At 71.4% G+C, this 24658-nt stretch carries 23 protein-coding genes and 6 pseudogenes; 17 read left to right on the top strand and 12 right to left on the bottom strand.

Annotation, left to right across the window (positions count from 1 at the left end):
• Positions 1-401 precede the first annotated feature (401 nt).
• Entirely contained in the window at positions 402-917 is a 516-nt protein-coding gene (locus IE142_RS37695) for a DNA/RNA helicase domain-containing protein (protein WP_229830914.1), read from the top strand.
• A 66-nt stretch (positions 918-983) separates the two neighbouring features.
• Here IE142_RS37695 and IE142_RS27370 read toward each other — a convergent pair whose 3' ends face one another.
• Positions 984-1388 carry a hypothetical protein gene (locus tag IE142_RS27370; protein WP_191888229.1) on the bottom strand — a complete coding sequence of 135 codons (405 nt, stop codon included), beginning with the start codon at positions 1386-1388 and terminating at the stop codon, positions 984-986.
• A gap of 191 nt (positions 1389-1579) precedes the next feature.
• Here IE142_RS27370 and IE142_RS27365 point away from each other — a divergent pair, with 191 nt between their 5' ends.
• Positions 1580-1900 (top strand): hypothetical protein, encoded by a 321-nt coding sequence (locus IE142_RS27365; RefSeq protein ID WP_191888228.1) that lies wholly within the window; start codon positions 1580-1582, stop codon positions 1898-1900.
• An 8-nt stretch (positions 1901-1908) separates the two neighbouring features.
• On the opposite strand, the pseudogene IE142_RS39375 reads toward IE142_RS27365, so the two are convergent.
• The 3 genes and pseudogenes from IE142_RS39375 to IE142_RS27355 form a co-directional block, all read right to left on the bottom strand.
• Positions 1909-2322 (bottom strand): annotated as a pseudogene (locus IE142_RS39375) (ATP-binding protein); the annotation flags it as partial.
• 7 nt (positions 2323-2329) lie between these two features.
• Positions 2330-2989 (bottom strand): M15 family metallopeptidase, encoded by a 660-nt coding sequence (locus tag IE142_RS27360; protein ID WP_191888227.1) that lies wholly within the window; start codon positions 2987-2989, stop codon positions 2330-2332.
• A gap of 669 nt (positions 2990-3658) precedes the next feature.
• Positions 3659-4621, bottom strand: coding sequence for an AraC-like ligand-binding domain-containing protein (locus IE142_RS27355; RefSeq protein WP_191888240.1), 963 nt, complete (start codon positions 4619-4621; stop codon positions 3659-3661).
• A 458-nt stretch (positions 4622-5079) separates the two neighbouring features.
• Here IE142_RS27355 and IE142_RS27350 point away from each other — a divergent pair, with 458 nt between their 5' ends.
• Together IE142_RS27350 and IE142_RS27345 are read left to right on the top strand one after the other, a co-directional pair.
• Complete coding sequence (locus tag IE142_RS27350) at positions 5080-5844, top strand: hypothetical protein (RefSeq protein WP_229830909.1); 765 nt, start codon at positions 5080-5082, stop codon at positions 5842-5844.
• 71 nt (positions 5845-5915) lie between these two features.
• Positions 5916-6374, top strand: coding sequence for a hypothetical protein (locus tag IE142_RS27345; protein WP_043377749.1), 459 nt, complete (start codon positions 5916-5918; stop codon positions 6372-6374).
• A gap of 144 nt (positions 6375-6518) precedes the next feature.
• Here IE142_RS27345 and IE142_RS27340 read toward each other — a convergent pair whose 3' ends face one another.
• Positions 6519-7385, bottom strand: coding sequence for an NAD(P)H-binding protein (locus IE142_RS27340; protein WP_191888225.1), 867 nt, complete (start codon positions 7383-7385; stop codon positions 6519-6521).
• Positions 7382-7828, bottom strand: a complete 447-nt coding sequence (locus IE142_RS27335) for a nuclear transport factor 2 family protein (protein WP_191888224.1) — start codon at positions 7826-7828, stop codon at positions 7382-7384. Before IE142_RS27335 ends, IE142_RS27340 begins: the two co-directional genes overlap by 4 nt.
• A gap of 135 nt (positions 7829-7963) precedes the next feature.
• Between IE142_RS27335 and IE142_RS27330 the strand changes: the two genes are divergently transcribed.
• The 8 genes from IE142_RS27330 (at position 7964) to IE142_RS27295 (ending at position 15291) form a co-directional block, all read left to right on the top strand.
• A complete protein-coding gene (locus IE142_RS27330; RefSeq protein WP_191888223.1) occupies positions 7964-8809 on the top strand; it encodes a helix-turn-helix transcriptional regulator in 846 nt (281 codons plus the stop codon).
• A 160-nt stretch (positions 8810-8969) separates the two neighbouring features.
• Complete coding sequence (locus IE142_RS27325; protein WP_191888222.1) at positions 8970-9374, top strand: hypothetical protein; 405 nt, start codon at positions 8970-8972, stop codon at positions 9372-9374.
• On the top strand, positions 9374-9580 hold the full coding sequence (locus tag IE142_RS27320) for a hypothetical protein (protein ID WP_191888221.1): 207 nt from the start codon (positions 9374-9376) through the stop codon (positions 9578-9580). The genes IE142_RS27325 and IE142_RS27320 overlap by 1 nt, the downstream gene beginning before the upstream one ends.
• 271 nt (positions 9581-9851) lie before the next feature.
• Complete coding sequence (locus tag IE142_RS27315) at positions 9852-10046, top strand: hypothetical protein (protein WP_191888220.1); 195 nt, start codon at positions 9852-9854, stop codon at positions 10044-10046.
• Between the two features lie 77 nt (positions 10047-10123).
• A complete protein-coding gene (locus tag IE142_RS27310) occupies positions 10124-10663 on the top strand; it encodes a GNAT family N-acetyltransferase (protein WP_191888219.1) in 540 nt (179 codons plus the stop codon).
• 102 nt (positions 10664-10765) lie between these two features.
• Complete coding sequence (locus IE142_RS27305) at positions 10766-12265, top strand: ABC transporter substrate-binding protein (RefSeq protein ID WP_191888218.1); 1500 nt, start codon at positions 10766-10768, stop codon at positions 12263-12265.
• 3 nt (positions 12266-12268) lie between these two features.
• Positions 12269-14059 (top strand): ABC transporter permease subunit, encoded by a 1791-nt coding sequence (locus tag IE142_RS27300; RefSeq protein ID WP_191888217.1) that lies wholly within the window; start codon positions 12269-12271, stop codon positions 14057-14059.
• Positions 14056-15291, top strand: coding sequence for an MDR family MFS transporter (locus tag IE142_RS27295; RefSeq protein ID WP_191888216.1), 1236 nt, complete (start codon positions 14056-14058; stop codon positions 15289-15291). Before IE142_RS27300 ends, IE142_RS27295 begins: the two co-directional genes overlap by 4 nt.
• Before the next feature lie 67 nt (positions 15292-15358).
• Here the strand turns inward: IE142_RS27295 and IE142_RS37005 are convergent.
• Positions 15359-16143 (bottom strand): annotated as a pseudogene (locus tag IE142_RS37005) (CDP-alcohol phosphatidyltransferase family protein).
• A 67-nt stretch (positions 16144-16210) separates the two neighbouring features.
• Here IE142_RS37005 and IE142_RS27290 point away from each other — a divergent pair.
• Positions 16211-16507: pseudogene (locus IE142_RS27290) on the top strand (glycosyltransferase); the annotation flags it as partial.
• 226 nt (positions 16508-16733) lie between these two features.
• Positions 16734-17552, top strand: a pseudogene (locus tag IE142_RS37000) (hypothetical protein); the annotation flags it as partial.
• On the opposite strand, the pseudogene IE142_RS27280 reads toward IE142_RS37000, so the two are convergent.
• A pseudogene (locus IE142_RS27280) lies at positions 17538-17849 on the bottom strand (creatininase family protein); the annotation flags it as partial. The pseudogenes IE142_RS37000 and IE142_RS27280 sit on opposite strands and share 15 nt — an antisense overlap.
• Between IE142_RS27280 and IE142_RS27275 the strand changes: the two are divergent.
• Positions 17848-18366, top strand: a pseudogene (locus IE142_RS27275) (GTP cyclohydrolase II); the annotation flags it as partial. The pseudogenes IE142_RS27280 and IE142_RS27275 sit on opposite strands and share 2 nt — an antisense overlap.
• A gap of 16 nt (positions 18367-18382) precedes the next feature.
• Here IE142_RS27275 and IE142_RS27270 read toward each other — a convergent pair.
• Positions 18383-19612 carry a serine hydrolase domain-containing protein gene (locus tag IE142_RS27270; RefSeq protein ID WP_191888215.1) on the bottom strand — a complete coding sequence of 410 codons (1230 nt, stop codon included), beginning with the start codon at positions 19610-19612 and terminating at the stop codon, positions 18383-18385.
• Between the two features lie 66 nt (positions 19613-19678).
• Entirely contained in the window at positions 19679-20563 is an 885-nt protein-coding gene (locus IE142_RS27265) for an NAD(P)-dependent oxidoreductase (protein WP_191888214.1), read from the bottom strand.
• Positions 20564-20705: 142 nt separating this feature from the next.
• Here IE142_RS27265 and IE142_RS27260 point away from each other — a divergent pair, with 142 nt between their 5' ends.
• Positions 20706-21299: a TetR/AcrR family transcriptional regulator gene (locus IE142_RS27260; RefSeq protein WP_191888213.1), complete on the top strand. Its 594-nt coding sequence runs from the start codon at positions 20706-20708 to the stop codon at positions 21297-21299.
• A gap of 63 nt (positions 21300-21362) precedes the next feature.
• Here the strand turns inward: IE142_RS27260 and IE142_RS27255 are convergent, their stop codons facing one another.
• Positions 21363-22721 (bottom strand): MFS transporter, encoded by a 1359-nt coding sequence (locus IE142_RS27255; protein ID WP_191888212.1) that lies wholly within the window; start codon positions 22719-22721, stop codon positions 21363-21365.
• 227 nt (positions 22722-22948) lie between these two features.
• Positions 22949-23614 carry a TetR/AcrR family transcriptional regulator gene (locus tag IE142_RS27250; RefSeq protein WP_043377724.1) on the bottom strand — a complete coding sequence of 222 codons (666 nt, stop codon included), beginning with the start codon at positions 23612-23614 and terminating at the stop codon, positions 22949-22951.
• Positions 23615-23774: 160 nt separating this feature from the next.
• Between IE142_RS27250 and IE142_RS27245 the strand changes: the two genes are divergently transcribed.
• Positions 23775-24653: a shikimate dehydrogenase gene (locus IE142_RS27245; protein ID WP_191888211.1), complete on the top strand. Its 879-nt coding sequence runs from the start codon at positions 23775-23777 to the stop codon at positions 24651-24653.
• The last annotated feature ends 5 nt before the right edge of the window (positions 24654-24658 follow it).

Below are 24658 nucleotides of genomic sequence, written 5' to 3'. Positions count from 1 at the left end.
GGTCCTCGTGGGGCGGCACCCCGTGAAGGGCAACCTCTCCGTACAACTTGTCGAGCTGAAGCAGTGGTCGTCGGTGACGAGGGTGGAGGCCGCGACAGCTGACCTCGTGTACGTGCCGGGGATCGAAGGTCCCGTTACTCACCCTGCTCTTCAGCTCGGTGAATACCACGCACTGTTCATCGGGCCCACCGGACCGCTCAACGGGCTCCAGTTCGAATGCGGTGGCTTCGCGTATCTCCACAACGCCACGGACGACTCGATTCGGCCACTGCTCGGGGCCGATGCCCCTACGGGACCGTACGCCCGAACGTACACACTCGGGCAGACTTCTCAAGGATTTGCAAGCTCATTTCGCCGCCGGCGACGACTACTCCTCCGCCGCCGAATACATCCTGCATCGGATGAACCTCCGGAACACCCCGCTCCTCGACGCCATGGTCAGATCGAACGGGGAGGACACCGTCTTCACCCTGAGGGACAGGCAGAAGGAGGTGGCCGACGACGTGCTTGAGGCGTCGGAGCTGATTCTGGACAGTTCAGACCGTGAGGCACTCGTCCCCCGGCCACAGCGCGCCGTCTTCCTGATCACCAGGGGCGCGGGCACTGGGAAGAGTGCGATCGGACTTCAGCTACGAGCCGACCTCGAAGGCGCCGGGCGAACGGTGAAATACGCGAGCGGATCGCGAGCCTTCAACGCCGCCATCAAGGAGAACGTCGGATACACCGAGGCAGAGTTCCGCAAGCGCTTCACGCACTTCGGAGCTTTCGTCGAGACGCCGGAGCCGCCGCTGGACGTGCTCATCTGCGACGAGGCACACCGGTTGCGGGACATGTCGAAAAACTGGCGCCTTCCCGCCGAGAAGCAGGGCACGGAACCACAGGTGGACGAACTCCTCAAGGCGCGAAGATCCCGTTGAGCGGGGTGGCGCGAGCGGCTTCCAGCAGTGCTGCGGCCTCACGGTGGACTCGCTCGGCCGTCTGGATCAACAGCGGGAGGTGAGGGAGCCGCTCGCGCACCCGCTGGTGCATGCGTGCGGTGCTCTCCGGTGGTTCCCGGCTCCATCGCCCCGGGTGATGGGGCTGGGGACGGCCCACTGTGCCCACAACGGGTCCTCGTGCGCCCATTCCTGGATGTCGAGGTAGAAGCCTCGAACGCGCATCATCACGGCGATGCGGCCCCGTCGCTCGTTGACCTCCCCGCTCTTGCTGTGGACGTAGGTCACGATTCGCTGCTTCCAGCCGTCGACGACATCGTCGGGAAGCAGGAGAGTGTCGATGCCGGGATGGTGGGCCTCGATGTCCGCCAAGAAGACACCGACCAGTTCCCGTACCAGTCCTCGGAAACTGCCGTAGTCGACACCAGGACGGCGTTCGTCGAGATACCGCACCAGCACGTTCCGGATCGCCGTCGACTGGATGTTGTACGCGTCGACCAGTTCGGCCGTCGGCCGCTGCCGAATCGCAGAGAGTCTTTGAGGGTCTCCTTGGACTGGATGACACCGACGCCTCGCAGCAGTTCCCATGCCGTGTGGGTCCCGATGAACGCCTCACCTCGCAGCCGGCGGCCCAGGGCCCGGACGTGGAAGATGTCCTCAGCCGTCAATTCATGCAGGTCACGGCCCGTGTGCAGGACCATCGCGGAGATCAGGCACAAGCCCTCATCGACGTGCCGGGGCGTCATACCCAGCCTGGCACCGTGATCGCGCATGGTGTCCAGGTTGCGGATTTAAGGATGGGTTCTGAGAAGGCGTGGATCATCCACGAGGCGTTGCGGGTGCGCGAGGACACTGGTGCGCCGTCAACCTATGACGCTGCCCCGGAACGCCGGGGCAGCGAGACGGCCGAGTTTACTGCCATGGTCGTCGAGGCCGGTCGGGCGCTGGGGGCCTCTCGGGGTTGAGGATCGACTCAGCGGTCGGTGATCGCGTCGGTTCTCCCAACCCTCGGGCAGGGTCGGCTACTTGATCGGGGTTCGGCCGGGTTGGTGGGTCCCTTCGGTCGCTTGTTGGGTCGGTAGCTGGGGCCGTTCATGATGATTGGTGGCTGGCGTTGATCAGCCGGTCCAGGAGTGACTCGGCGACGACCGTTGGGGAAGAGCGGATACCAGTCGCTCGGTGCCCGGTTGCTGGTGATGATCAGAGACCGTCCCTGTCGCTCGGAGACGAGTTCGTAGAGGTCATCGGCTTGGGAGGCGGACAGCTGACGCATCGCGAATCGTCGAGGATGAGCACGTCGGGCCGGATGAGGTCGCGCATGGCGCTTGTCCCAGGTGCGGTCCGCGTGGTCGCCGGCGAGCTCGCCCAGTATGCGGCTGGTTTTGGCGGGAGCGTCATTCGTCCACGCCGTGCAGCCTCGGTCCGTAACAGGCGCTTGCCGCTCCAGTGGCCAACGCCCAGTAGCGGTCGCCGAACGACCAGTGCCACCACTCCGTCGGGTAGTTCACCAGACCCACGGCCGTCAGCACGCGCCCCAGGATCTCCCGGTGGGCGCGTGCCTGAGCGCTGATCCCAGCAGCGTTGGTGTAGCAGGCGCCGGCGCTCTCCTCTGGAGTCGCATTCATAGGCGTACCCAGATCCAGCTCACGTCCGTCCGCATCCACGAGCGTAAGATCCACCGCCGCGCCTGCGCTGTGCGGCGCGATCTCCGGTGGTGACACGAAACGGCTCGTCGCCGACCGAATCTGCTCGTCGATCCATTCAGGCTGCTCAGCTCGCAACCTGGCCGCGTATTTCTCGAAGTAGCGGCGCTGCAAGGCCAGGGGACGATAGCCCTCGACTATGAGGAACCTCAGGCCGACCGGTAAGTGCGCTTGTGCCTGGAGCAGACGCTCCAGCAGGCCTGCTCGGAGGTAGAAGAAGGCGTCCGAGTCGTCCTGCTTCCGCAAGTCCACAAGGAGCGGCTCCTTCCGGACATCGACCAGTGGCTCACCGCACTCATGTACGGGGACGGCTGCTACCCGCGGATCCGACATCAAGATGATCTCACTCATCCCGCGATGATCCCCGAGCGCGGTCACGATCACAACGTTGTTCAAACCACCCGGCGAACGTTCGGGGAGGAAACCGGTGAGTCCGCCTGCACCACACCTGTTGCAGACGCTACATTCCATATCCAAGCCACTGAGCTGCAGGCATAATTGCGTCGTATGCAACACCGTCCGTGTGCGAAGCGGAGCGGAGGAATGTGCTGGCCGGCACGCAGCGCGGAAATCGATTTTCTGAGGGCTCGCTGTGTAGAGGACGGTTGCAGACGCAGCAGGAAGACAGAGAAGTGGGTGGGACAGGCCCCGGGCGGCGGGCGGGGGGATCGGGGGCTCCGCTATTGTTCCTCGCGTGCGACGGCGGGGCCGCGCGCCCCGGCCGGACGGCAAGCCGCCCGGCCGGTCTGACCGACGCCATCGGCAGCCACGAGCGCGCCTCGCACCGAGGGTCAGGGCTGGGAGGTGGCCACCTTGACGCTGGATCCGACAGGGACGACACCTGTGAAGCGGTCCATGGTGCGTCGTACGGCAGGCTGAACGCGCGAGCCCGCGTGGACGAGGACCAGCAGGGTCATTTCGAGGCGCGGCGGTTCCGTGCGCCGTCGCCGGCAGCAGGAGCCGGTAGCCATCGAGAGCCCACGCACCCACGGCAGTGCGACACTGGTCAAAGGCAGGGCTTCAACGGTGCGAGGGCGTGCGGTGGTGCAGGTCGCGCCAGACGCGTGGTGACATGCCGTATGCCTGCTTGAAGGCCTTGCTGAAGTGCGTGGCGTCCATGAAGCCCCAACGGCGGCCGATGCCCGCGATGGTGTGCACCCGACCGTAGGGCCCGGCCAGTTCCTGCCTGCACTCGGCCAGGCGGCGGCTGCGGATCCAGTCCCCGAGGCTGATGCCCAACCGCGACAACACATTGTAGAGGTGGCGGATCGAGATGCCGTGCGCTGCCGCGATGCGTGGGGCCGACAGGCCCGGGTCAGCCAGGTGGGCGCGAACGTACTGGGTGATGCGCAGGCCGAGCAACTCATCCGATGCCGCCCCGGCAGGGGCTGTGTCTCCCAACTGGGAGGTCACTACGGCCCGGAGCAGTTCCACTGAGGGTCCCACGACTGACTCGGCGTACGTCCCGGCACGCAACTCCTCGCTGGCGGCCAGTTGGGAGAAGTACGTGAACGCCAGGGGGGCGGTGGGGTTGCCCGGGCCGAGGGTGACGGCGGCGACCTTGCGCAGCATGCGTTCCGGCAGAGCGAGCGCCTCGCGCGGGATGCGCAGGGAGAGATAGCCGAAGCTCTGCTCGAAGCGCAGGGTGTATGGCGCGGTCGATTCGACGACCACGAGACTCCCTGGTCCGACGAGGCACTGGCGGCCATGCTGCCCGACCAGATTGGTGCCCGTCACCTGTAGACCGAGGAAGACCGCTGGCTCATGGTCTTCACTGGCCAGGCGCTGTGTACGGCGCAGGCTGACCGGGGTCCCCTGGGCGGAGCACACCTTCATGGGACCCACCGTGCCAAGCGCCATACGGGCTGCAATGTCGACCTGGGACGTGTGGTGATCGATGTCGACCCGGGAGAAGGACTCCCACAGGGCACGTCGGATGGCGTCCTCACGCTCCGGGGGCGCCACGACCGAGGCATTGAGCATCCCGGACCGGCCGATCCCGGGCACCGCCCGGACCAAACCCGACGAGACGACGGCTCGGTGACGCGTTCCTTCCACAGACTGTCTCCCTCACCCGCTGCTGCTCTTGGCCGGAGATCAGGATGTGGCTCTCAGTCCTCACCACACAAGCACCAGGCGGTGAGGGACCGACTGCACAACCGACCAACATACGTGCACGCACAGCAAAGTTGAGCTCCTGACACCCTTCTACTCTCCTGTGGAGAAGCGCGGCAAGTTCGCAAAAGAACGCTGTTGAGGCAATCCGAGAGAAACGAGGGCGCGGAGTGCGGAGGAAGAGAAGGATCTTGCTTTCGGTCGCCCTTCTGGCCTGCCTGACGGCTGGTTGCAGCTCCGACACGCGAAGCACGGCGGATACCGGTCGACAACACCAGGAACGAGCCGTCTCCGCCCATGGCCCCCCGGCAAGGGACCTCACCCTCATGGAAGAAGTGGAGATAGACCGCGCGGAGCAGGACCTCGTCACCCAGTGCATGCGGCGCGAGGGCTTCCGCTATTGGCCCCTGCCAGTCCTGAGCGTGCCGGCACGCAAAGTCGGCGCCTACGTCGTGGACGACGTCGCCTGGGCCCGCAAGTACGGCTACGGTCGGACTTTCGACACCGCAGCTCAGAAGGCCAACCGCGACCATCCCAACGTCACCTACGTCAGGGCGCTTCCCAAGAAGCAACGCGTCAGATACTCCAGGGCACTCGACGGGACCTTCACCGACACCATCACCATCGAACTGCCGTCCGGCGGTTCGGTCCGCACCCCGCGCGGCGGCTGCTACGCCCAGGTCAGGGAGCAGCTCTACGGGGATCATGCAACCTGGTTCCGCGCCAAGAAGACCGTGACCTCGCTGACGCCTCTGTACGTTCCGCGCATCCTCCAGGACGAACGTCTGACCAGCGCCGTGGCGGCGTGGTCTCGTTGCATGAAGGCAGCGGGCCGGCCTTTTCAGAGCCCCGACGCCATCCGTCGCGAAAGGGAAAGCCTGATTCGCGGGATGACCGAGTCGCAGGCCCTGCGATCCGAATCCGCCCTGGCCGTGACGGAGGCCGAGTGCGCCCAACAGACATCCCTCGGAAAGACCGCGCGTGCCCTGGAGGCGGAATACCGAGAGGAGGTGGCACGCGACTACACCGAGGAATTCACCGCGTACCGGCAGATGAGGCTGTCCGCCCTTGCTCGGGCACGGAACCTGTGAAGCACACTCACGACTCTGCCCAAAACACGACCAAATGGTCGCGGAAAGAATCAATCTACAAGGAGTCCCGCATGCGCAAGCTCCCCGCCGTCCTGACCGTCATGGCCATGGCCGCCCTCGGAACTGCTTTCCCGGTCTCTACCGCGCACGCGGCCTCGGCCTGCGACAATGCGTGGGAGGATGGTGCGACGCCCACCTACATGTACGCCTATGACGGCACCAGCTGCACCGGCTTCCTCGGAAAGGACGACGGCTGGGACTCCAACTGGGGCGACGGCATCGGGGATTATCGGGCGTCAGCCACCAACAAGGCCTCATCGATCCTCAACAAGGGTACGCAGCTCGAGGTTCAGTTCTTCAATGGGACCGGCACGGGGTGGACCGGAGGCTACATCTGCCTGTCGCGCAACGAGGGGTTCGCCTCCAACCTTGCCGACGACAAGTTCTCCAGTGGTGCCACAGTGAACAACGCCATCAGCTCGCATCGCTGGGTTGTCTACACCGCCTGCGGCAACAACTGGGCCGAATAGCGCCGACGATGCCGGCAGGTGGATGACCAACGAGGCCCCCGAGCAACGTGATTGAGACGTCAGACACCTCGATCAACAGCCCGGGGGGCCTCGCTCGTCGCGCTTCACGGCCCATCACCCGATCGGTGACCAACTCGAAGGAGCTCAGTCTTCGGGTGTCCCGGCGCTCGCCCACTGGGGTGCGTGGTCCTGGACGAACTCGGCGAAGGCGCGGGGTGGGCGGCCGGTCAGGTCCAGCACCGTAGTGCTGATCTGGTCGTCCCGGCCGGTTCGGATGCCGGCGTCGACGGCGGCGAGGGCGGTCGCGAAAGCGTCCGGCATGCCGGACGCACGGTAGGTTTCTGCCTGCTCGGCGACCCCGACGGGCACGACGCGGACCGGTCGCCCGGTGTGGTGGGTGATGATCTGTGCCGCGTCCTGGTAGCTCAGCGCCTTCGGCCCGGTGAGCAGGTAGTCACGCCGGTCGGCGGGGTGACCGTCGAGGTCGGTCAGTAGTGCGGCGGCGACCGCCGCGATGTCTCGCGCGTCGATCCAGCCCGCCCGGCCGGTTCCGGCGGCGGTACGGATCTCACCACGTCGCCGGATCCGCTCACCCAGCGGGTGGGGGGCCAGGAAGTTCTGCATGAACCCGGAGGGGCGCAGCACCACCCATCCGGGCCGGGCCCGCACGTGCGCGGCCAGTTCCAGCGCGCTGGGGGCATCGGGCAGCACAATGGCGGAGCCGAGCAGCACCGTCCGGCGCACGCCGAGGCGTTCGGCCTCGGCCAAGAACGGTTCGACCAGCGGCATCGGGTCCGTGGTGTTGACCGGAGGTACCAGGTAGACCTGGTCCATCCCGTGCAGCGCGGCCGAATGGGTGGCCGGGTCGTTCCAGTCGAACCGAACCGCGTGGGGGGCGTCGGCCGGTGGGGTGCGGCTGGCCACTCGAATCGGTACACCGCTTCGGCGGAGCAGTTCGGCCAGGGCGCTGCCCGTCTTCCCGGTGCCGCCGGTGATCAGCACGCCGGTCATCGGGTGGCCTGCGAACGCAGCGAGCCGAGCAGTTCGGGCAGCGTGCCGGCCGCTGAGGCGGCGGTCAGCGGGCTCCAGTAGTCCCGGTAACAAGTGATCAGGCCGCAGTGGGTGGTGAGCACCGTGATGTAGTCCAACTGGTACGGCTCGTCGGTGGCCACCGTGCGGCCGTGTGCGGTGAACTCCACCACGATGGTGTCCGGCTGGTCCGTGTGGTGCACGGTGACGGTCGGGATCGCCTGCACGTCCATCAGGTCCGGGTAGCCGGCCAGATAGTCCCGGACGGCCTCACGTCCGGTCAGCTGTCTCGGTGAGGTGCCTTCGGCGAAAGGGAACTCGGCGGTGCCGTGCTCCGCCCACAGATCGGCGATGGCATCCATGTCCTTGGCCAGCAGCAGCTCCAGCAGCCGGCGGAAGGTCTCTTCGGAAGTGCGTGGTGGCACGGTGATTCTCCAACGTTCAGCAGGTCGTGTGACCGCACCAGAGTGGGCTCACGGGGCGGCACCGTGAAACGCACCGATGAGCCCCGGACCACTGGTCCGTGGCTAAGCCAAGTGCCGTTGTGCCAACCTGGCCGGGTGAGCAGAGGAGAACTGGCCGACTTCCTGCGCCGCCGACGTGAGGCGCTGCACCCGGCCCAGATGCCGGCCACGGCCGTCCACCCACCCGGCCGACGTGCCCGGCGCACCCCCGGGCTGCGCCGGGAAGAAGTGGCCGCCCTGGCAGGGGTGTCCACCAGCTACTACGAGCGACTGGAGCAGGCCCGCGCGCCTCGTCCGTCACCGCAGGTGCTGACCGCGCTGGGCACGGCGCTGCGCCTCACCACCACAGAGCGTGAGCACCTGGCGCGGCTCGCCGGGCAGTTCCCGCCCAGCAGGGACGCCGATCGTGCGCCGGTGCCTGCCGATGCACGACGACTGCTGCACCGGCTCGGGCCGATACCCGCCTACCTGGTGAACGGCCTGGAGGACATCGTGGCCTGGAACGCTGCGGCGGCCACGTTGATCATCGACTTCGCCCAGCTGCCTCTCCACGAGCGCAACACCGTACGCCTCGCCATCCGGCTGGGCGGTACCCTCTGCTCGGCACCCCCCGGCGCGGAAGGCGACTTCGCCCGGCAGTCCGCCGCCCACCTGCGCGCGGCCGGCGCCCGCCACCCGGCGGACCGTGCGCTGGGCGAGCTGGTCAACGAGTACGCCGCGCACGACCCGGACTTCGCCGCCGGCTGGCGCAGCCACGACGTGCGCCCCCGGCCGACGCTGCGCAAACGCCTGCGTCATCCGGAACTCGGCGAGCTGGAACTGGACCGTCAAACCCTGCTCATGCCCGGTACCGACCTACGGCTGGTGCTCTACACCGCAGATCCCGGCAGCCCGAGCGCCACCGTACTGGCCCAGCTGGACCCTCCCGACACGGCACCGTGACCGTTGGCCCAGGCCAGGCCAGGCCAGGCTGGGCTGGGCTGGGTTGAGCAGCCCCGACGAGGCCGCCGCGGGACCATCCTCGCGCCCGCGGGATGGTCGTACTGCACTACGGGCTCGAACCGGTGGATCCCTGCTCCCCGCACGCCGCGGGGATGCTCTCATGATCTGGACCTTCGCTGAGTCGGCGCCGGAGAAGGCTCCGGCACTGGAACCGGCCGAGAGCGGGTCGCCATGGCCCAGGGGGCACCGGTTCGCCGACCGCACCCGCGCCAGGCGCGCCACTGTCCACGCGCTGCTGGCCGCCGGCCACAGCCGACGCTCGATCCAGCGACAGCTCGGCATGACCTATCGCACCGTCCAACGGCTGGCCGACGCCGCGAGGCCGGAAGACCTGTTCCAAGGGCAGTGGCAGAACCGCCAGACCAAGCTCGACAACTTCAAGCCGTACCTGCACGAGCGATGGGCCCAGGGCTGCACGAACGCCTGGACCCTCTGGGAAGAGATCAAGGCTCACGGCTACACGGGCGGCTACGGCGCCGTCCGCGCCTACCTCCAGCCGGTCTGATGCGGGAGTTCAAGCAGTGGGTGCGCGATCAGGAGCCGAGAACGCCGGCCGACGCGTCGCTTCGCGCCCTCGGCGCACTGATCCAGTATTTCGGCACACGCAGAGCCACGCTGACCACGGCGGAACTCGAATCCACACTCGCGGAGGCGGACCGGCTCCGCCGTGGGCTCTCCGTTCCGTTGCCGGACGCACAGAAGAAGGCCTGAGGCGCTGGCGCGGGAATCTCCGGCACCGGCAGCGGGAGGAGAGCAGGAGCGCCGATCCGCGCTCGCACGAGAGGGCGACCTGGGCCGCGTCCGACAGGGGCGCGGAGGCTCCCCGCCTGGAGCGGGAAGCGGTCGTGTCCATCGCCGACCGGATCCGCCTCCTGCTCCGAGAGGCGGCACGTGCCGGAACGACCGTCACCTGGGGAGACCTGCGTCGCCGGACGGGTGGGGCACTGCCGTTCCTGCATCCGGACGACCAGGGTGAGGTCTCGTGGTGGTCGATCAGCACACGCCCCCGGACGAACCACTGCTGTCCGCACTGGTCGCCGGTGCCGATCTGTCGCCCCACGGCCTGTACCGGCACATCCGCTTCAGCCACGGCCGAGAGCGCGTACCCGACGCGTTCCTCGAGATGCATTGGCGCATGGAGGTCCTGGAGCTCTTTCAGCTGTGGCGTCACCGCTAACCCGCGCCGCAACTCGGCATCGACGGTCCCACCAGGGGCCTGGACCTGCGCTTTCACTTATTGCGTACTATGTGCAAGTGCGCGACAGTTACTACACCATCAGGACAGCGACCGCCGCCGACCTGGACGGAGCCCGAGCCGTCATGCTCGACACCGTCTACCGGGACTTCGGCACCGGGTACGTCCCCCGCTGGCACGGCGACATCATCGACCTGGGTGGGGCGTACGTGACGCCGGCCCGGCACACGCTGCTCGTCGCCGTGGACGGGAGGGGCGGTGAGGTCGTCGCCACCGGTGCGCTCGACAGTCGGGGCCCCGCGCACCCGCCGAACCCCGCGCACGTCGCCGAGAAGTACCCCTCAGGCGTCACCGCGCAGCTGCGCCGCGTGTACGTCCGGCCCGAGCACCGTCGGCGAGGGCTCGCGCGGCGGCTCGTGGACGAGCTGCTCGCCTTCGCCGTCGCCGACGGCGGGTACCGGGCCGTCTACCTGCACACCGACCCCGCCGTCACCGGCGCCGAGCCGTTCTGGCGCTCGCTCGCCAAGGTCGTGCACGACGAGCGGGAGGACGCGGGCGGCGGGCAGGGCATCGTGCACTTCGATGTGCCGATGCCGTGAGGAAGGGCCCGCGATCATGGAAATGATTGTCATGTAGGCTCTTGTCGCCGCCGCTCCAGTCCTGTCTCCGCACCACGCACGCACCCGACCGATCCGAGGACCATGCGCTCCCACCGCCGCTCCCGGCTGCTCGCCCCTCTCCTGCTGTTCCCGCTGATAGCCGGGTGTTTCGCGTCCGGCGGCGGCGAGACCGAGGGGGGTGACGGTGAGGGCGGCTCCCGTCTCCGCGTGGCCCTCGCCTTCCCGCCCGCCGAGAACCTCTCCCCGTACGGCGCCGACGCCACCCTCCTCAGCCGCCTCGGTGTCACCGAGGGCCTCACCGCCCTCGACGCCAACGGCTCCGCCGCCCCCGCACTCGCCGAGTCCTGGCGCAGGGACGGGGAGAAGACCTGGGAGTTCACCCTCCGCGACGCCACCTTCCAGGACGGAAGCGACGTCACCCCGGCCGCAGTCGCCGAATCCCTCACCCACGCCACCGACGCGAAGCCCGCGCCCGCCGCCCTCGCCGGTGTCACCCTCAGTGCCAAGGCCCAGGGAGAGCGGGTGGTCCGGATCACCACCGCCGAGCCCGACCCCGTGCTGCCGCTGCGGCTGTCCAGCCCCAGCCTCGCCGTCCTGTCCGGCAAGGCCTACGTCGACAAGAACCGTGTCGACCCCGTCGGCCACGCCACCGGCCCCTTCGAGCTGACCGAGGTCAACGGCGCCACCTCCGCCACCCTCGACCGGTTCGACGACTACTGGGGCGGCCGCGCCCAGGCCTCCGGCATCGACGCCCGTTTCATCGCCGACGGCACCGCCCGCGCCAACGCCCTGCGCACCGGGGAGCTGGACATCGCCGAGGCCGTTCCGGTGGCCCAGGCGGCGACGCTCGACGAGAAGACGCGGCGCGACACCGCCACCACCCGGACCACCAGCCTCCTTCTCAACGCCTCCTCCGGGGCGTTCAAGGACGCCGGGCAGCGGGCCGCCGCGCGTGCCGCCGTCGACACCTCCGTGTTCGCCAAGGACGTGTACGAGGGGTACGCCGACCCCAGCGCCGGGATCTACGGGCCCGCCGTGACCTGGGCCGAGGGGAAGCGGACCGCGCCCGTCGGGCGGGCGGAGGCCGAGAAGCCCGGTGGCGCCACCGTCAACCTCGCCACCTACGACAACCGGCCCGAGCTGCCCGAGGCCGCCCAGGTGGTGAAGCAGCAGCTGGAGAAGGCCGGGTTCAAGGTCAAGCTCACCGTGCGGGAGTACTCGCGGTTGGAGGGAGACGCCCTGGCGGGCAAGTTCGACGCCTTCGTACTCGCGCGCAACACCCTCCTCGACACCGGTGACCCCGTCGCCGTCCTCGCCAGCGACTACACCTGCGACGGCGGCTTCAACATCGCCCAGCTCTGCGACAAGGACGTCGACCGCGCCGTCGGCGAGGCCGAGAAGATCGCCGACACCGCGAAGCGGCAGGACGCCGCCATGGCCGCCGAGGCCCGCATCCTCGGCAGCGACGCCGTGGTGCCGCTCGTGCACCAGCGGATCATCACCGGCGTCGCCGACTCCGTGCAGGGCGTGATCCTCGACCCGTACGAGCGCACCCTCGTCGGCACCGGCACCCGGCGCTGAGCCGTGCGGCAGCGGGTGGCCACCGCGGTGTGGCGGGTCGTGCTGGCGGCGGGACTGGTGTGCGGCATCGGGCTGCTGCCGTGGCTCACGCAGACCGATCCGGCGTACACCGTGCTCAAGGCGCGGGCCGCCGAACGCGATCCCACGCCCGAGGTGCTCGCCGACATCCGTGCGCAGCTCGGGCTCGACGGCGGTCCGCTGCACGTGCTCGGGCGGTGGCTCGGCGGGCTGGTGCGCGGCGACGCCGGGCAGTCGTGGATCTCCGGGAGCGATGTCCTGCCCGGCGTCCTGCAAGCGCTCGGGGCCTCGCTGCTGCTCATGTCCGTCGCGCTGCTCGTCGCCGCCCTCACCGCCGGGATCGTCTGCGCCCGCACACTGAGGCTGGGCGCCCGGCGGCGGCTCGGTGGACGGCGGCGCGGGGGGACCGGGTCCGCCGTGATCGCCTCGCTGCCCGAGTTCCTCGTCGCCTCCGTGCTCGCGACCGTCGTCGGGGTGCAGCTGGGGTGGTTGCCCGCGCTCGGGTGGTACGGGCCCCAGTGGACCGTGCTGCCCGCGCTCGCCCTCGGGCTGCCCGCCGGGGCCGTGCTCGGGCGGCTGCTGGATGACCTGCTGCCCGGTGCCTTCGGCGAGCCGTGGGCGCTGGCCGCCGCCGCCCGGGGACTGACCGGGCGGCGCATCGCCCGGCAGGCACTGCGGCGGTGCGTGCCCGCGCTGCTGCCCAACCTCGGGCTGTTCGCCGTGGGGCTCACGGGCGGTGCGGTCGCCGTCGAGCAGGTCTTCGACGTTCCCGGCCTCGGCCGGACCACCCTCCAGGCCGCCCTCGCCCAGGACCTGCCCGTCCTCCAGGCCGGCACCCTCGCCCTCGTACTCCTGGCCGCGCTCGCCACCGGCGCCACCCGCCTCGCCGCACGCCTCCTCACCGGGCCCGCCCTGCGCGACGGAGCCATGTCCTCCCTGCACCGGCCCGCACCGCCCGCCGGCGGGCTGCTGCCCCTCCTCTACGGTGCCGTCCTGCTCGCCGTCGTCGGGGTCGGGCTGGCCCGCGATCCGCTCGCCCTCAATACGGGGGAGCGGCTGCTGGCGCCCTCCCTCGACCACCCCTTCGGCACCGACTCCCTCGGCCGCGACCTGCTCGCCCGCATCGGGCACGGGGCGTTCGACACGCTGCTGCTCGCCTCCGCCATCACGGCCGCCGCCCTGGTCGCGGGCGTGCTCCTCGGGCTCGTGCCCCGCGTGTCCGCGCCGCTCGTCGACACGGTCAACGCCGTGCCGCCCGTACTAGCCGCCCTCCTCGTCACCGCCGTCGCGGGCAGCGGCGCGGCCACGCCCGCCCTCGCCGTGGGCGCCGTCGCCTGGGCGCCGCTCGCCGCGCACACCTCGGCGCTGCTGCGGCAGGAGCGCGCCACCCTGCACATCACGGCCACCCGGGGGCTGGGCGCCGGACGGTGGTACCTGCTGCGCCGTGAACTCCTGCCGGCCGTACTGCCGCCCGTGCTGCGGCACGCGCTGCTGCGGCTTCCCGGCGTCGCCCTCTCCCTCGCCTCCCTCGGGTTCCTCGGGCTGGGCGCCCAGCCGCCGTCGCCCGAGTGGGGCCTGCTCCTCGCCGAGAACCAGCCCTACGCCGAACGCGCCCCCTGGGCCGTCCTCGCACCCGCCGCCGTCCTCGCCCTGCTGGGCGCGCTGGCCGTCACCGCGGCGGGCGGACTGCGCCGGCCCCGGCGGCGGCGCGACGCGGCCGGACCGGTCGTTCCCGAACAGCCCACCGTGGAGAAGGAACTGGTCGCCGCACGATGACCTCGCTCTTTACCGGTCGGGGCGCGAACACCCGCGGCCGTGCGGCCGCCTCGCTCTCCCCGCTGCTCCGCCTCCTCGTCCTCACCCAGCTCGCCTTCAACGTCGGCTTCTTCGCCGTGCTGCCCTTCCTCTCCGAGCACCTGGGGCAGTCAGTCGGCATGGCGGGGTGGCTGGTCGGGTTCGTGCTCGGGCTGCGGACCTTCAGCCAGCAGGGGCTGTTCGTGGTGGGTGGGGCGCTCGCCGACCGGTACGGCGTCCGGCCCGTCGTGCTCGCCGGGTGCGTCCTGCGGATCGCCGGGTTCGTCTGGCTGGGGTTCGCCGAACGGACCTGGGCCGTCGTGGGGGCGGTGCTGCTCATCGGGTTCGCCGCCGCGCTGTTCTCCCCGGCCGTCGAGTCCGAGGTGGCGCGACAGGCCGTCGTCTGGGAGGCGGCGGGCGGCGGGGACCGGACTCGCGTGCTCGCGCTGTTCACCGTGGCCGGGCAGGCGGGGGCCTTCGTCGGGCCGCTGCTGGGTGCGCTGCTGCTGGCCGTCGACTTCCGTACGGCGTGTCTGGCCGGTGCCGGTGTCTTCGTGCTGGTCCTCGCCGGGCACGCCTGGCTGCTGCCGCAGCACATTCCGGGGCGGGAGCGGGTCCGGGTCAAGGGCGGGGCTCGGCTGCTGCTGCGCAACCGGCCCTTCCTCGCGCTGTGCTGTGCGTACGGCGCCTATCTGCTCGCCTACAACCAGCTCTACCTCGCCCTGCCCACCGAGGTGGAGCGGGCGGCCGGTTCGCAGGCGCCGCTGGCCTGGCTGTTCGCGCTCTCGTCGCTGCTGGTGGTGACCGCGCAGTTGCCGGTGACGCGGTGGGCGGGGGAGCGGCTGGCGCCGCGCCGGTCGATGGTGGCGGGGCTGGTGCTGGTCGCGGCCGGGTTCGCCGTCGTCGCGTTCGCGCGGCCCGCCGGGTGGACGGGGGCGGGTGGGCTGGTGCCCGCCGCCGGGTTCGTCGTGCTGCTCACCCTCGGGCAGATGCTCGTGGCCCCGGTGGCACGTGCCTGGGTGCCGGACCTTGCCGAGGACGGACGGCTCGGGCTCTACACGGGAGCCCTGTCCTCGGTCTCCGGGCTCATCGTGCTGGCGGGCAGCTCCGCGACCGGGCTGCTGCTGGACAGCGGGCTGCCGGCCGCCGTGCCGTGGCTGGTGCTGGCCGCCGTACCGCTGGCGGCGGTGACGCTGCTGCCCCGGCGGACGTAGGACCCGAACCGACCGCTCGGGATTGGAGCCCGCGCCCGCCCGGCCTGGAGCCCACACCCGTCGGGTCTCACACCACGAGCTCCCGCGCCGTCGCCCGCCCGGACGCCGGCGGCCCTGCGGCCGTCCGCGACGAACGCCACAGCCACACCACGTCCGCCCGAACGACCAGACCAGCAGCCCCAACGCCAGCCCCACCACACCGGTGTCGGCCGGCCGCGGCAGCAGGTCCGCGCCCGCCACCAGCAGCAGCACGCCCTGCAGCGCGGCCACCGTCTTGCGGGCCGTGCTCGGCGGCAGCGGGGAGGTCAGCCACGGCCACACACGGGCCGCGGCGACGAACACGTAGCGCATGCCGCCGGTCAGCGGTACCCACGGGCCCAGGTCCATCGCGACGTACACACTGAGCACCAGGATCAGGAACGCGTCGACCTCCATGCCGAAGCGGGCGCCCAGCGGGGAGCAGGTGCCGGTGCGGCGGGCGACCTTGCCGTCCACGCCGTCCAGGAGCGGGGCCACGGCCGTCAGGCCGACGAGGAGGGAGACGGGCGGTGCTCCGCTGAAGGAGTCCGCGACCAGTGCCGTCACGCCGCCGACCAGGGTGGCCCGGCCGAGGGTGACCCGGTTGGCCGGGCCGAACCACGGCAACCGGGAACGGTGCAGGGCCCGGGAGAGTACCGCCCATGACGCGAGCGCGGACGCCAGGCCGGTCAGCCAGCCCGCGGTTCCCATGCCGACCGCGGTACCGAGCAGCGCGAGCAGGAGGATCTGCGCGGCCGCCCCCACCGCGGTCTCCTGCCGAACGGGCCTCGCGTCGTAAGCGGCGTGGGCGTCGTACGTGTTGCTCAGGGCCACCGAACACCCTCCGGCCGAGTGACAGAGTCGATCAACGCCGCTACCTTGTGCGCGGCTCGTGCGTCCCTCGGTGACGGAGGCCCTCGCGCGCGGCATCCCCGTACTGGCGACGGACGTCGGCGGTCTCCCGGAGGCGGCGGGGCGCGCGCCCGACGGCGGTGTGCCCGGCATCCTCGTCCCCCCGGATGACCCCGGCGCGCTCGCCGCCGAACTGCGCGGCTGGTTCGGGGAGGCGGACGTACGGCGCCGGCTCAAGGCGGCGGCACGAGGCCGCCGTGCGGCCCTGAACGGCTGGGCGGCCACGGCTCGGAGCCTGGCCGCGGTACTGCACCGGCTGGCGAGCGAACCCCGGAGGGCGGCATGAGGAAGACGACGGCACCGGCCACGGGAGCGATCCCGGCGCAGCCCGGCCCCCAGGACGCCGCCGAGTCGACGAACGGCGTGATTCCCGGCGCCGGACCGACCGGCCGGCCCGCACGCGAGCGACGGGACCGGCCAAGGGCCGTCAGGAGCGGGGGCGGGGCGTGGACCTGCCCAGTGTGCCGGTGCCCACGAAGCCGGAGCACTCGGAGCCGGAGCCCACGGAGCCCATCGGACCCACCGCGTCCACCGGTTGGCCCGCCGCCTGGGTCGCCGATCGGCCCGGGGCCCGCGAGGAGGGCGCCGCACCACCGGCCGCCCGGCCGGGCACCGAGCACCTCACCCACGCCCCCGGCCGCCCCTCCGCCGAGCGAGCGACCCTCCGCCTTCGCGACACCGCCCGGACCGCACCCGCGCACCCCGACGACCCGCCGCGCTACGCGCCGGAGTGGCTGCGGCTCCGCGAGCCCGCCGATGCCGTCGCGCGGGCGCTCGATCCGCTCGATCCGCTCCGCATCCGCCTCACCAACCTCCCGAGCCGGGCGGACGGGCTGGTCGTGCACGACGTGGGCTGCGGCACCGGCTCGATGGGGCGCTGGCTCGCCCCGCTGCTCGACGCGCCCAGCACTGGGTGCTGCACGACCGTGACCCGTACCTCCTGCACTTCGCGGCCGTCGCCGCCCCGCGTTCGGCGGCGGACGAGCCGTGTCACCGCCGAGACCCGGCGCGGTGATCTCGCCCGCCTCACGCCGGACGCGCTGGCCGGCGCCGGGCTGGTCCCGGCGTCCGCGCTGCTGGACGTGCTCACCGCCGAGGAGGCGGGCGCCCTCGCCGCCGCCTGCGCCACGGCCGGCTGCCCGGCTCTGCTGACGCTGTCCGTCGCCGGGCGCGTCGAACTCACCCCCGCCCATCCCCTGGACGCCGAGATCACCGAGGCGTTCAACGACCACCAGCGGCGCACCGGCATGCTCGGTCCGGACGCGGTGGCCACGACGGCGGAGGCCTTCGCCGCACACGGTGCCACCGTGCGGGCCAGAGGTGGCCACCCCCGCCCGCTCCCGCGCCGACTCCCAGTCCTCCACGGCCGGGAACAGGGCCATCCGCTCGCCGCGCGCGGAGGCCTCCTGGACGACGTTGCCCAGGACGTAGTTGCCGCCGTGGCCGTTCACCACCACCAGGGCTTCGACACCCGAGCGGCGCAGCGAGTCCGCTATGTCCCGCACCACCGCGTGCCGGGTCACCGAGGAGATGCTGACGGTCCCCGGCCAGTCCGCGTGCTCGTGCGAGCAGCCGATCGTCACCGGCGGGAGCGGGTGCACCGGGTACGCGGCGGCGATCTCGCGGGCCCTCGTCCTCGGTGATCCGGGCACCGACGGCGTGCTCACCCGGCTGCACTCGGAGTGCCTGACCGGTGACGCCTTCGGCTCCCGGCACTGCGACTGCGGCGCCCAACTCGTCGCCGCGCTGCGGGAGGTGGCGGCCGTGGGCAGCGGTGTCGTGGTCTACCTGCGCGGGCACGAGGGGCGCGGTACCGGGCTGCTGGCCAAGCTGCGTGCGACGGCGCTCCAGGCGGAGGGTCTGGACACGGTGGAGGCGAACCTGGCCCTCGGCCTGCCGGTGGACGCCCGCGACTACGGTGTCGCCGCCCGCATCCTGGACGACCTCGGGGTGCGGTCCGTGCGCCTGATGTCCAACAACCCGCGCAAGCGGGAGGCGTTGGTGCGGCACGGGATCGAGGTCCCCGAGCAGGTACCGCTGTTGATACCGCCGTGCGAGAGCAACCTCACCTATTCGCGCACCAAGCGGGAACGGCTCGACCACCACCTGCCCCACCTGGACGCGGTGGCGCGCGTGTCGTCCTGAACGCAGGGGCGACGGTTCAGTCCGTCAGGGCCGCGTTCACCAACCGCTTGAGGTCCGGGTGGACCGTGTGCGAGGACTTCGGCCGCACCTGGGTCATGAACTGGACCGTCAGGTCACGGCCCGGGTCGACCCAGAAGGTGGTCGTCGCGACCCCGCTCCAGCCGTACGTGCCGAGCCCGGAGGGCGCCTCGGTGCGGCTCGGGTCGATCACCACGGAGACCCCGAGCCCGAAACCGACCCCGTCGTTGCCGGGCCGGTCGTGCGCCGGGCGACTGCCGAAGGCGCGCAGGTCGGCGTCGCCGGGCAGATGGTTGCGGGTCATCAGGTCCACCGTCGCGGGGTCGAGCAGGCGGACACCGTCGAGTTCGCCCCGGCGTCGCAGCAGTTCCGCGAAGCGGTGCACGTCGTACGCCGAGGAGACCAGGCCGCCGCTGCCCGACAGGAGCCGCGGCCGGCCCCGCAGCGGCAGTCCGGGGACCGGTTCGATGCCGCCGTCGTCCGTCTCGCCGTAGAGCTCGGCCAGCCGGTCCGCCTGCTCGTCCGTGACGTGGAACCCGGTGTCCGTCATGCCCAGCGGGCCGAAGATCCGCTCGGCGAGGAACGCGTCGAGCGGCTGCCCGGACACCACCTCCACGAGCCGCCCGAGCACATTGCTGGCCACCGAGTAGTTCCACTGCGTGCCCGGCTCGAACTGGAGCGGCAGACCGGCGTACAGGTCGACCGTCTCGGCCAGATCGGCGCCCGGCCGCACCGACGACTCCAGGCCGGCCGCCCGGTACAGCGCGTCGACCGGGTGGGTGTGGTAGAAGCCGAAGGTCAGTCCGGCGGTGTGGGTCATCAGGTGCCGGACGAGGATCGGCCCGGAGGCCGGCCGGGTGACGGCGTCGTCCGCGGGTCCTTCCACGTACACCCGGGGCTCGGCGAACCCGGGAATGTACCGCCGCACCGGGTCGTCGAGCGACAGCCGTCCCTCCTCCACGAGTGTCAGCGCGGCCACGGACGTGACCGGTTTCGTCATGGAGTAGATCCGCCACAGGGTGTCGGCCGTCACCGGCAGCCCGGCCGCGACGTCCCGCAGGCCGTGCGCGGTGAGGTGGGCGACGCGTCCGCCGCGGGCGACGGCCACCAGGAACCCGGGCAGCCGCCCCTCGTCGACCTGCCCGGCGAAGTGCCGGTCGAGCCGGTCCAGTGCCTGCGCGTCCAGTCCGGCCGCGCCCGGGTCGGCCTCCTGCCGCAGCGGTGCCATGCCCATCGCCTCCCTGGTCGTTCGTCGGGGTGGGACCGGCATACCCCGACGGGGCGCCTTCAGACCTCAGGATCCGCCGCCCGCGCCGGTACGCGCCTCGATCGCGCGCAGGACCGCCACCATGTCCTCACCGCCGTGCCCGAGGGCCACCGTCTCCTCGAACAGGGCGTGGGCGGCGTCGAGGAGGGGTGAGGCGAGGCCCGCCCCGCGGGCGGCCTCTGCGATCAACCGGTTGTTCTTCAGGACGTCCAGTGCCGCGGCCTGCACACTGAAGTCGCCCTCCAGCAGCTTCGGCGCCTTCATCCGGGAGACGGCGCTGGACATGGGGCCGGCTTCGAGGACGGCGAGGAAGCGGGCCCGGTCCAGACCCTGGCGTTCGGCGAAGTGGAAGGCCTCGACGAGACCGGTCACCTGGGTGATCAGGAACAGGTTCACGGACAGTTTCGTCAGCAGGGCGCCCGGCACCGGGCCGCACACGAACGACTGGTGGCACAGGGGAGCGAGGAGCGGAGCCACCTCGGCCACCGCACCCTCCTCGCCGGCCAGCATCGCCACCAGCCCGCCGTTCTCCGCCGGTACGCGGGAGCCGGAGACGGGCGCCTCGACATAGCGTCCGCCCGCCGCGCGGACGTCGGTCTCGAGGCCGCGCGAGTACGCGGGCGACGTGGTGCCCATGTGGACGACCACGTGGCCGGCGGCGCGCGAGGCGAAATCCGGAGTGCCGCGGGCCAGCACGGCGTCCGTCGCCGTCTCGTCGGCCAGCATGAGGATCACCGTGCCGGCCCGCTCGAAGACCTCGGCGGGAGCGGCCGCCACCTCGGCGCCGGCCGCGCGCAGGGGGTCGGCCCGGGCGGGGGTGCGGTTGAACACCACGAGCGGTGTCCCGGCGCCCGCCAGGCGGAGCGCCATCGGCTGACCCATGACGCCGAGACCGATGAAACCGACACGCATGACGCACCGCCGTCCGTCCCTGGGCACGCCGCTCGGCGGACCCTCGCTATGACAGTCGTCATAGTAGCTCTGCTTATGACGGCCGTCATAGAGTGGTCGCGTCGCGAACGCGCGGCGGGAACGGTGCGACGGGAGGTCGGCGATGGCGGGGTCCGAGCGGGGACCGCGGGAGCGGATGGTCTTCAGCGCCGCCCAGCTGATCCGCCGCCACGGCGTGGACGCGACCGGGATGCGCGATGTCGCCGCACACGCCGGGGCTCCTCGGGGATCGCTCCAGCACTACTTCCCCGGAGGCAAGGAGCAACTCGTCGGTGAGGCCCTGCGATGGGCCGGACGGTACGCGGCCGACCGGGTCGCGCGCTTCCTGGCGGCGATGGAGCGGCCGACGCCGAGCGGGCTGTTCGGCGCGATGGTGGGTCAGTGGACGGACGAGTACGAGAGAGCCGGCTTCGCCGCCGGGTGCCCGGTCGCGGCGGCCACCGTGGACTGTGCCGCAAGCAGCGAGGCCACCCGGAAGGCCGCCGCCGACGCCTTCGCCGCCTGGACCCGGCCGGTCGCCGACGCGCTGACCGGCATGGGCGTGCCCGAGGCGCGGTCCGAGCCGCTCGCCACGCTGATGATCAGCGCCTTGGAAGGGGCGATCGTCGTCGCCCGCGCCGAACGGGACGTACGGGCCCTGACGACCGTCGCCCGTGAACTCGGGCCGCTCCTGGACGCCGCCGCCCCCCGAGCCTGAGACCGGGGCGGCGGAGCGACCGGCGGGCCGACGGACACGGACGGCGGTCCGACGGCCACCGGATCAGGCCGTCACCGTCTCCGGCCGTGCCGCATCCCCGCGTGCCCGTTCGCCCAGCTCCTCCGTCGGCACCCGGTGGGTCTCCCGGGCCGACAGCGCGGCGATCACCGGCGGGACGCACAGCGCCGCCGTGAACAGCGCCACCGCGAACCAGTCGTCGCCGTCCGGACCGGCGATCCGCGCCGCGAACGTCACCGCGAACCCGGCCACCGCGAAGCCGATCTGCGTACCGATCGCCACGCCGGACAGCCGGACCCGGGTGGAGAACATCTCGCCGTAGAAGGCGGGCCACACGCCGTTCGCGGCGCTGTAGACGACACCGAAGGCGATGATTCCGGTGAGGAAGGTGAGCGCGTACGAGCCGGTCGAGATCGCCCACAGGTACAGGAACATCGTCACCGCGCTGCCCACCGCGCCGATCAGGTACACCGGCCGCCGGCCGATCCGGTCGGACAGAGTCGCCCACAGCGGGATCGCGGCGAGCGCGACGACGTTGGCCAGCGCGCCCACCCACAGCATGGCGGTACGGGACATGCCGACCGAGTCGCTGGTGGCGTACGCCAGCGCCCACACGGTGAAGATCGTGCTGACCGAGGCGATCAGCGCGCCCGCGACCACCCGCAGTACGTCCGCCCAGTGGTCTCGCGCCAGCACGGCCAGCGGCATCTTCGCGACGCCCCGTGTGGCCGCCTGCTGGGCGAAGGCCGGCGTCTCGTCGAGCTTGCGGCGGATGACGTAGCCGACGACGGCGACCACGACGCTCAGCCAGAACGGCACGCGCCAGCCCCAGGACAGCAGGTGCTCCTCCGGGAGGGCGGCGACGGGCAGGAAGACCAGGGTGGCGATCAGTTGCCCGCCCTGGGTGCCGCTGAGGGTGAAGCTGGTGAAGAAGCCGCGTTTGTGCGGTGGCGCGTGTTCCAGGGTCATGGAATTGGCGCTGGCCTGCTCGCCCGCCGCCGATATGCCCTGCAGGATCCGGCACAGCACCAGCAGGACCGGGGCGAGCGTGCCGACCTGGTCGCGCGTGGGCAGACAACCGATGAGGAACGTCGAAACGCCCATCAGGATCAGGGTGAACACCATGATCTTCTTGCGGCCCATGCGGTCGCCGATGTGCCCGAGGAGGACCGCGCCGACCGGGCGGGCGGCGTACGCGACACCGAACGTGGCCAGCGACAGCAGGGTCGCGGTGGCCGGGTCGGACTCGTCGAAGAAGACCTCGGGGAAGATCAGGGCGGCGGCGCTGCCGTAGATGAAGAAGTCGTAGTACTCCAGCGCGCTGCCGATCCAGGCGGCGGTCGCCGCCTTCTTCGGCTGGCCGGGCGGGGCGGCGCCCTGGGGCGCGGGGGCGGGAACGGACACGGCGTTGCTCCTTCGGGGGGCTCCACGGTAGGCGGAGTGAGCGGAGGGGAGAAGTGCCGATCGGCTAAGTAACCCACTGGATAGTTAGTCGCGGTTGGGAAGGGATGTTGCGCGCACGTTTCCCGTGTGTCAAGAGGTCCCGCCCGCCCGTGGGCGTCCCCGCCGCCCTGTCGAGAGGTCCGCGCCGGCCCCCTCCCGAGGTCCGCGCCGCTTCTGGGGCGGGCCGCTCAGTCCGCCGTGCGCTCCGCCGTCAGGTAGGCGATCACCATGTCGCCGAGCATGGTCCGGTAGTGCTCGCGCTGGTCCTCGGCGACCAGGTCGCGGCCGAACAGGGCGCCGAAGGTGTGCCGGTTGGCGACCCGGAAGAAGCAGAACGAGCTGATCATCGCGTGCAGGTCGACGGCGTCGACGTCGGCCGTGAACAGGCCCGAGCGCCGGCCCTCCTCGAGGATGCGGCGGATCACGTCGAGGGCCGGGGAGCCGATGCTGGCCAGCATCTCCGAGGACGCGATGTGCTCGGCGTCGTGGATGTTCTCGATGGAGACCAGGCGGATGAAGTCGGGGTGCCGCTCGTGGTGGTCGAAGGTCACCTCCGCGAGGCGCCGGATGGCCGCCACCGGGTCCAGGTGCTCGACGTCGAGCTGCTGCTCGGCCTCCCGGATCACGCCGTACGCCCGCTCCAGCACGGCCGTGAACAGCTGCTCCTTGCCGCCGAAGTAGTAGTAGATCATCCGCTTCGTGGTGCGGGTGCGGGCGGCGATCTCGTCGACGCGGGCCCCGTCGTAGCCGGCCCGGGCGAACTCCCGCGTCGCCACGTCGAGGATCTCGGCCCGGGTGCGGGCGGCGTCGCGGGTGCGGGTGCCGGATCGTGCCGGTTCGTCGACGCTGGTCATCGGGTTCCTTCGGGGGCCGGGGCGGAACTGCGGGTGGAGGACGTGCGGTGATTGTAGAAGCCCTGGCCTTCCCATCCGCCCCGACCTACTGCTATGACTAACGTACTGGTTCGTACATTGGTCGCTCGGGCGTGGACCCGAGCCGCTCAGGAGGTCCCCGGTGGCCAAGGACTCGTATCTCGTCGGACTGATCGGCTCCGGCATCGGCCCGTCGCTCAGCCCGGCACTGCACCAGCGGGAGGCCGACCGGCAGGGCCTTCGCTACCTGTACCGGCTGATCGACATCGACACCCTCGGGGTGCCGGCCGAGGCGGTGGGCGACCTGCTGCGTGCGGCTCGGGACCTCGGCTTCGACGGGCTGAACATCACCCACCCGTGCAAGCAGCTCGTCATCGAGCACCTGGACGCGCTCGCACCGCAGGCCGAGGCGCTCGGCGCGGTCAACACGGTCGTCTTCGACGACACCGGTCGGGCGACCGGTCACAACACCGACGTCACCGGCTTCGCCGCGTCCTTCGCCCGGGGACTGCCCGACGCGCCGCTGGAGCGGATCGTGCAGCTCGGCGCCGGCGGCGCGGGCGCGGCCGTCGCCCACGCCACGCTCACCCTGGGCGCCGGTCAGGTCACCGTCGTCGACGCGCTGCCCGAGCGGGCCGCCACCCTCGCCGCCCAGCTGAACCGGCACTTCGGTCCGGGGCGCGCCGCCCACGCCGGCTCCGATGGGCTGCCGGCGCTGCTGACCACGGCCGACGGCATCGTCCACGCCACCCCCACCGGCATGGCCGCCCACCCCGGCCTGCCCCTGCCCGCCGGCCTGCTGCACGCCGGGCTGTGGGTCGCCGAGGTCGTCTACCGCCCGCTGGAGACCGGACTGCTGAGCACGGCCCGCGCCCTGGGCTGCGCCACCCTCGACGGCGGCGGCATGGCCGTCTTCCAGGCCGCGGACGCGTTCCGGCTGTTCACCGGGCGGGAACCCGACGTCGTGCGGATGCTCGCCGACATCACAGAGCTGGCCGGCGTGGTCGGCGCCCCGAAGTAGGAAGA

It is taken from the genome of Streptomyces mutabilis, assembly GCF_014649815.1.
Classification (GTDB): domain Bacteria; phylum Actinomycetota; class Actinomycetes; order Streptomycetales; family Streptomycetaceae; genus Streptomyces; species Streptomyces mutabilis.
Note: the sequence above shows the minus strand (reverse complement) of the source record. Positions and strands in the feature narration are given on the sequence as shown.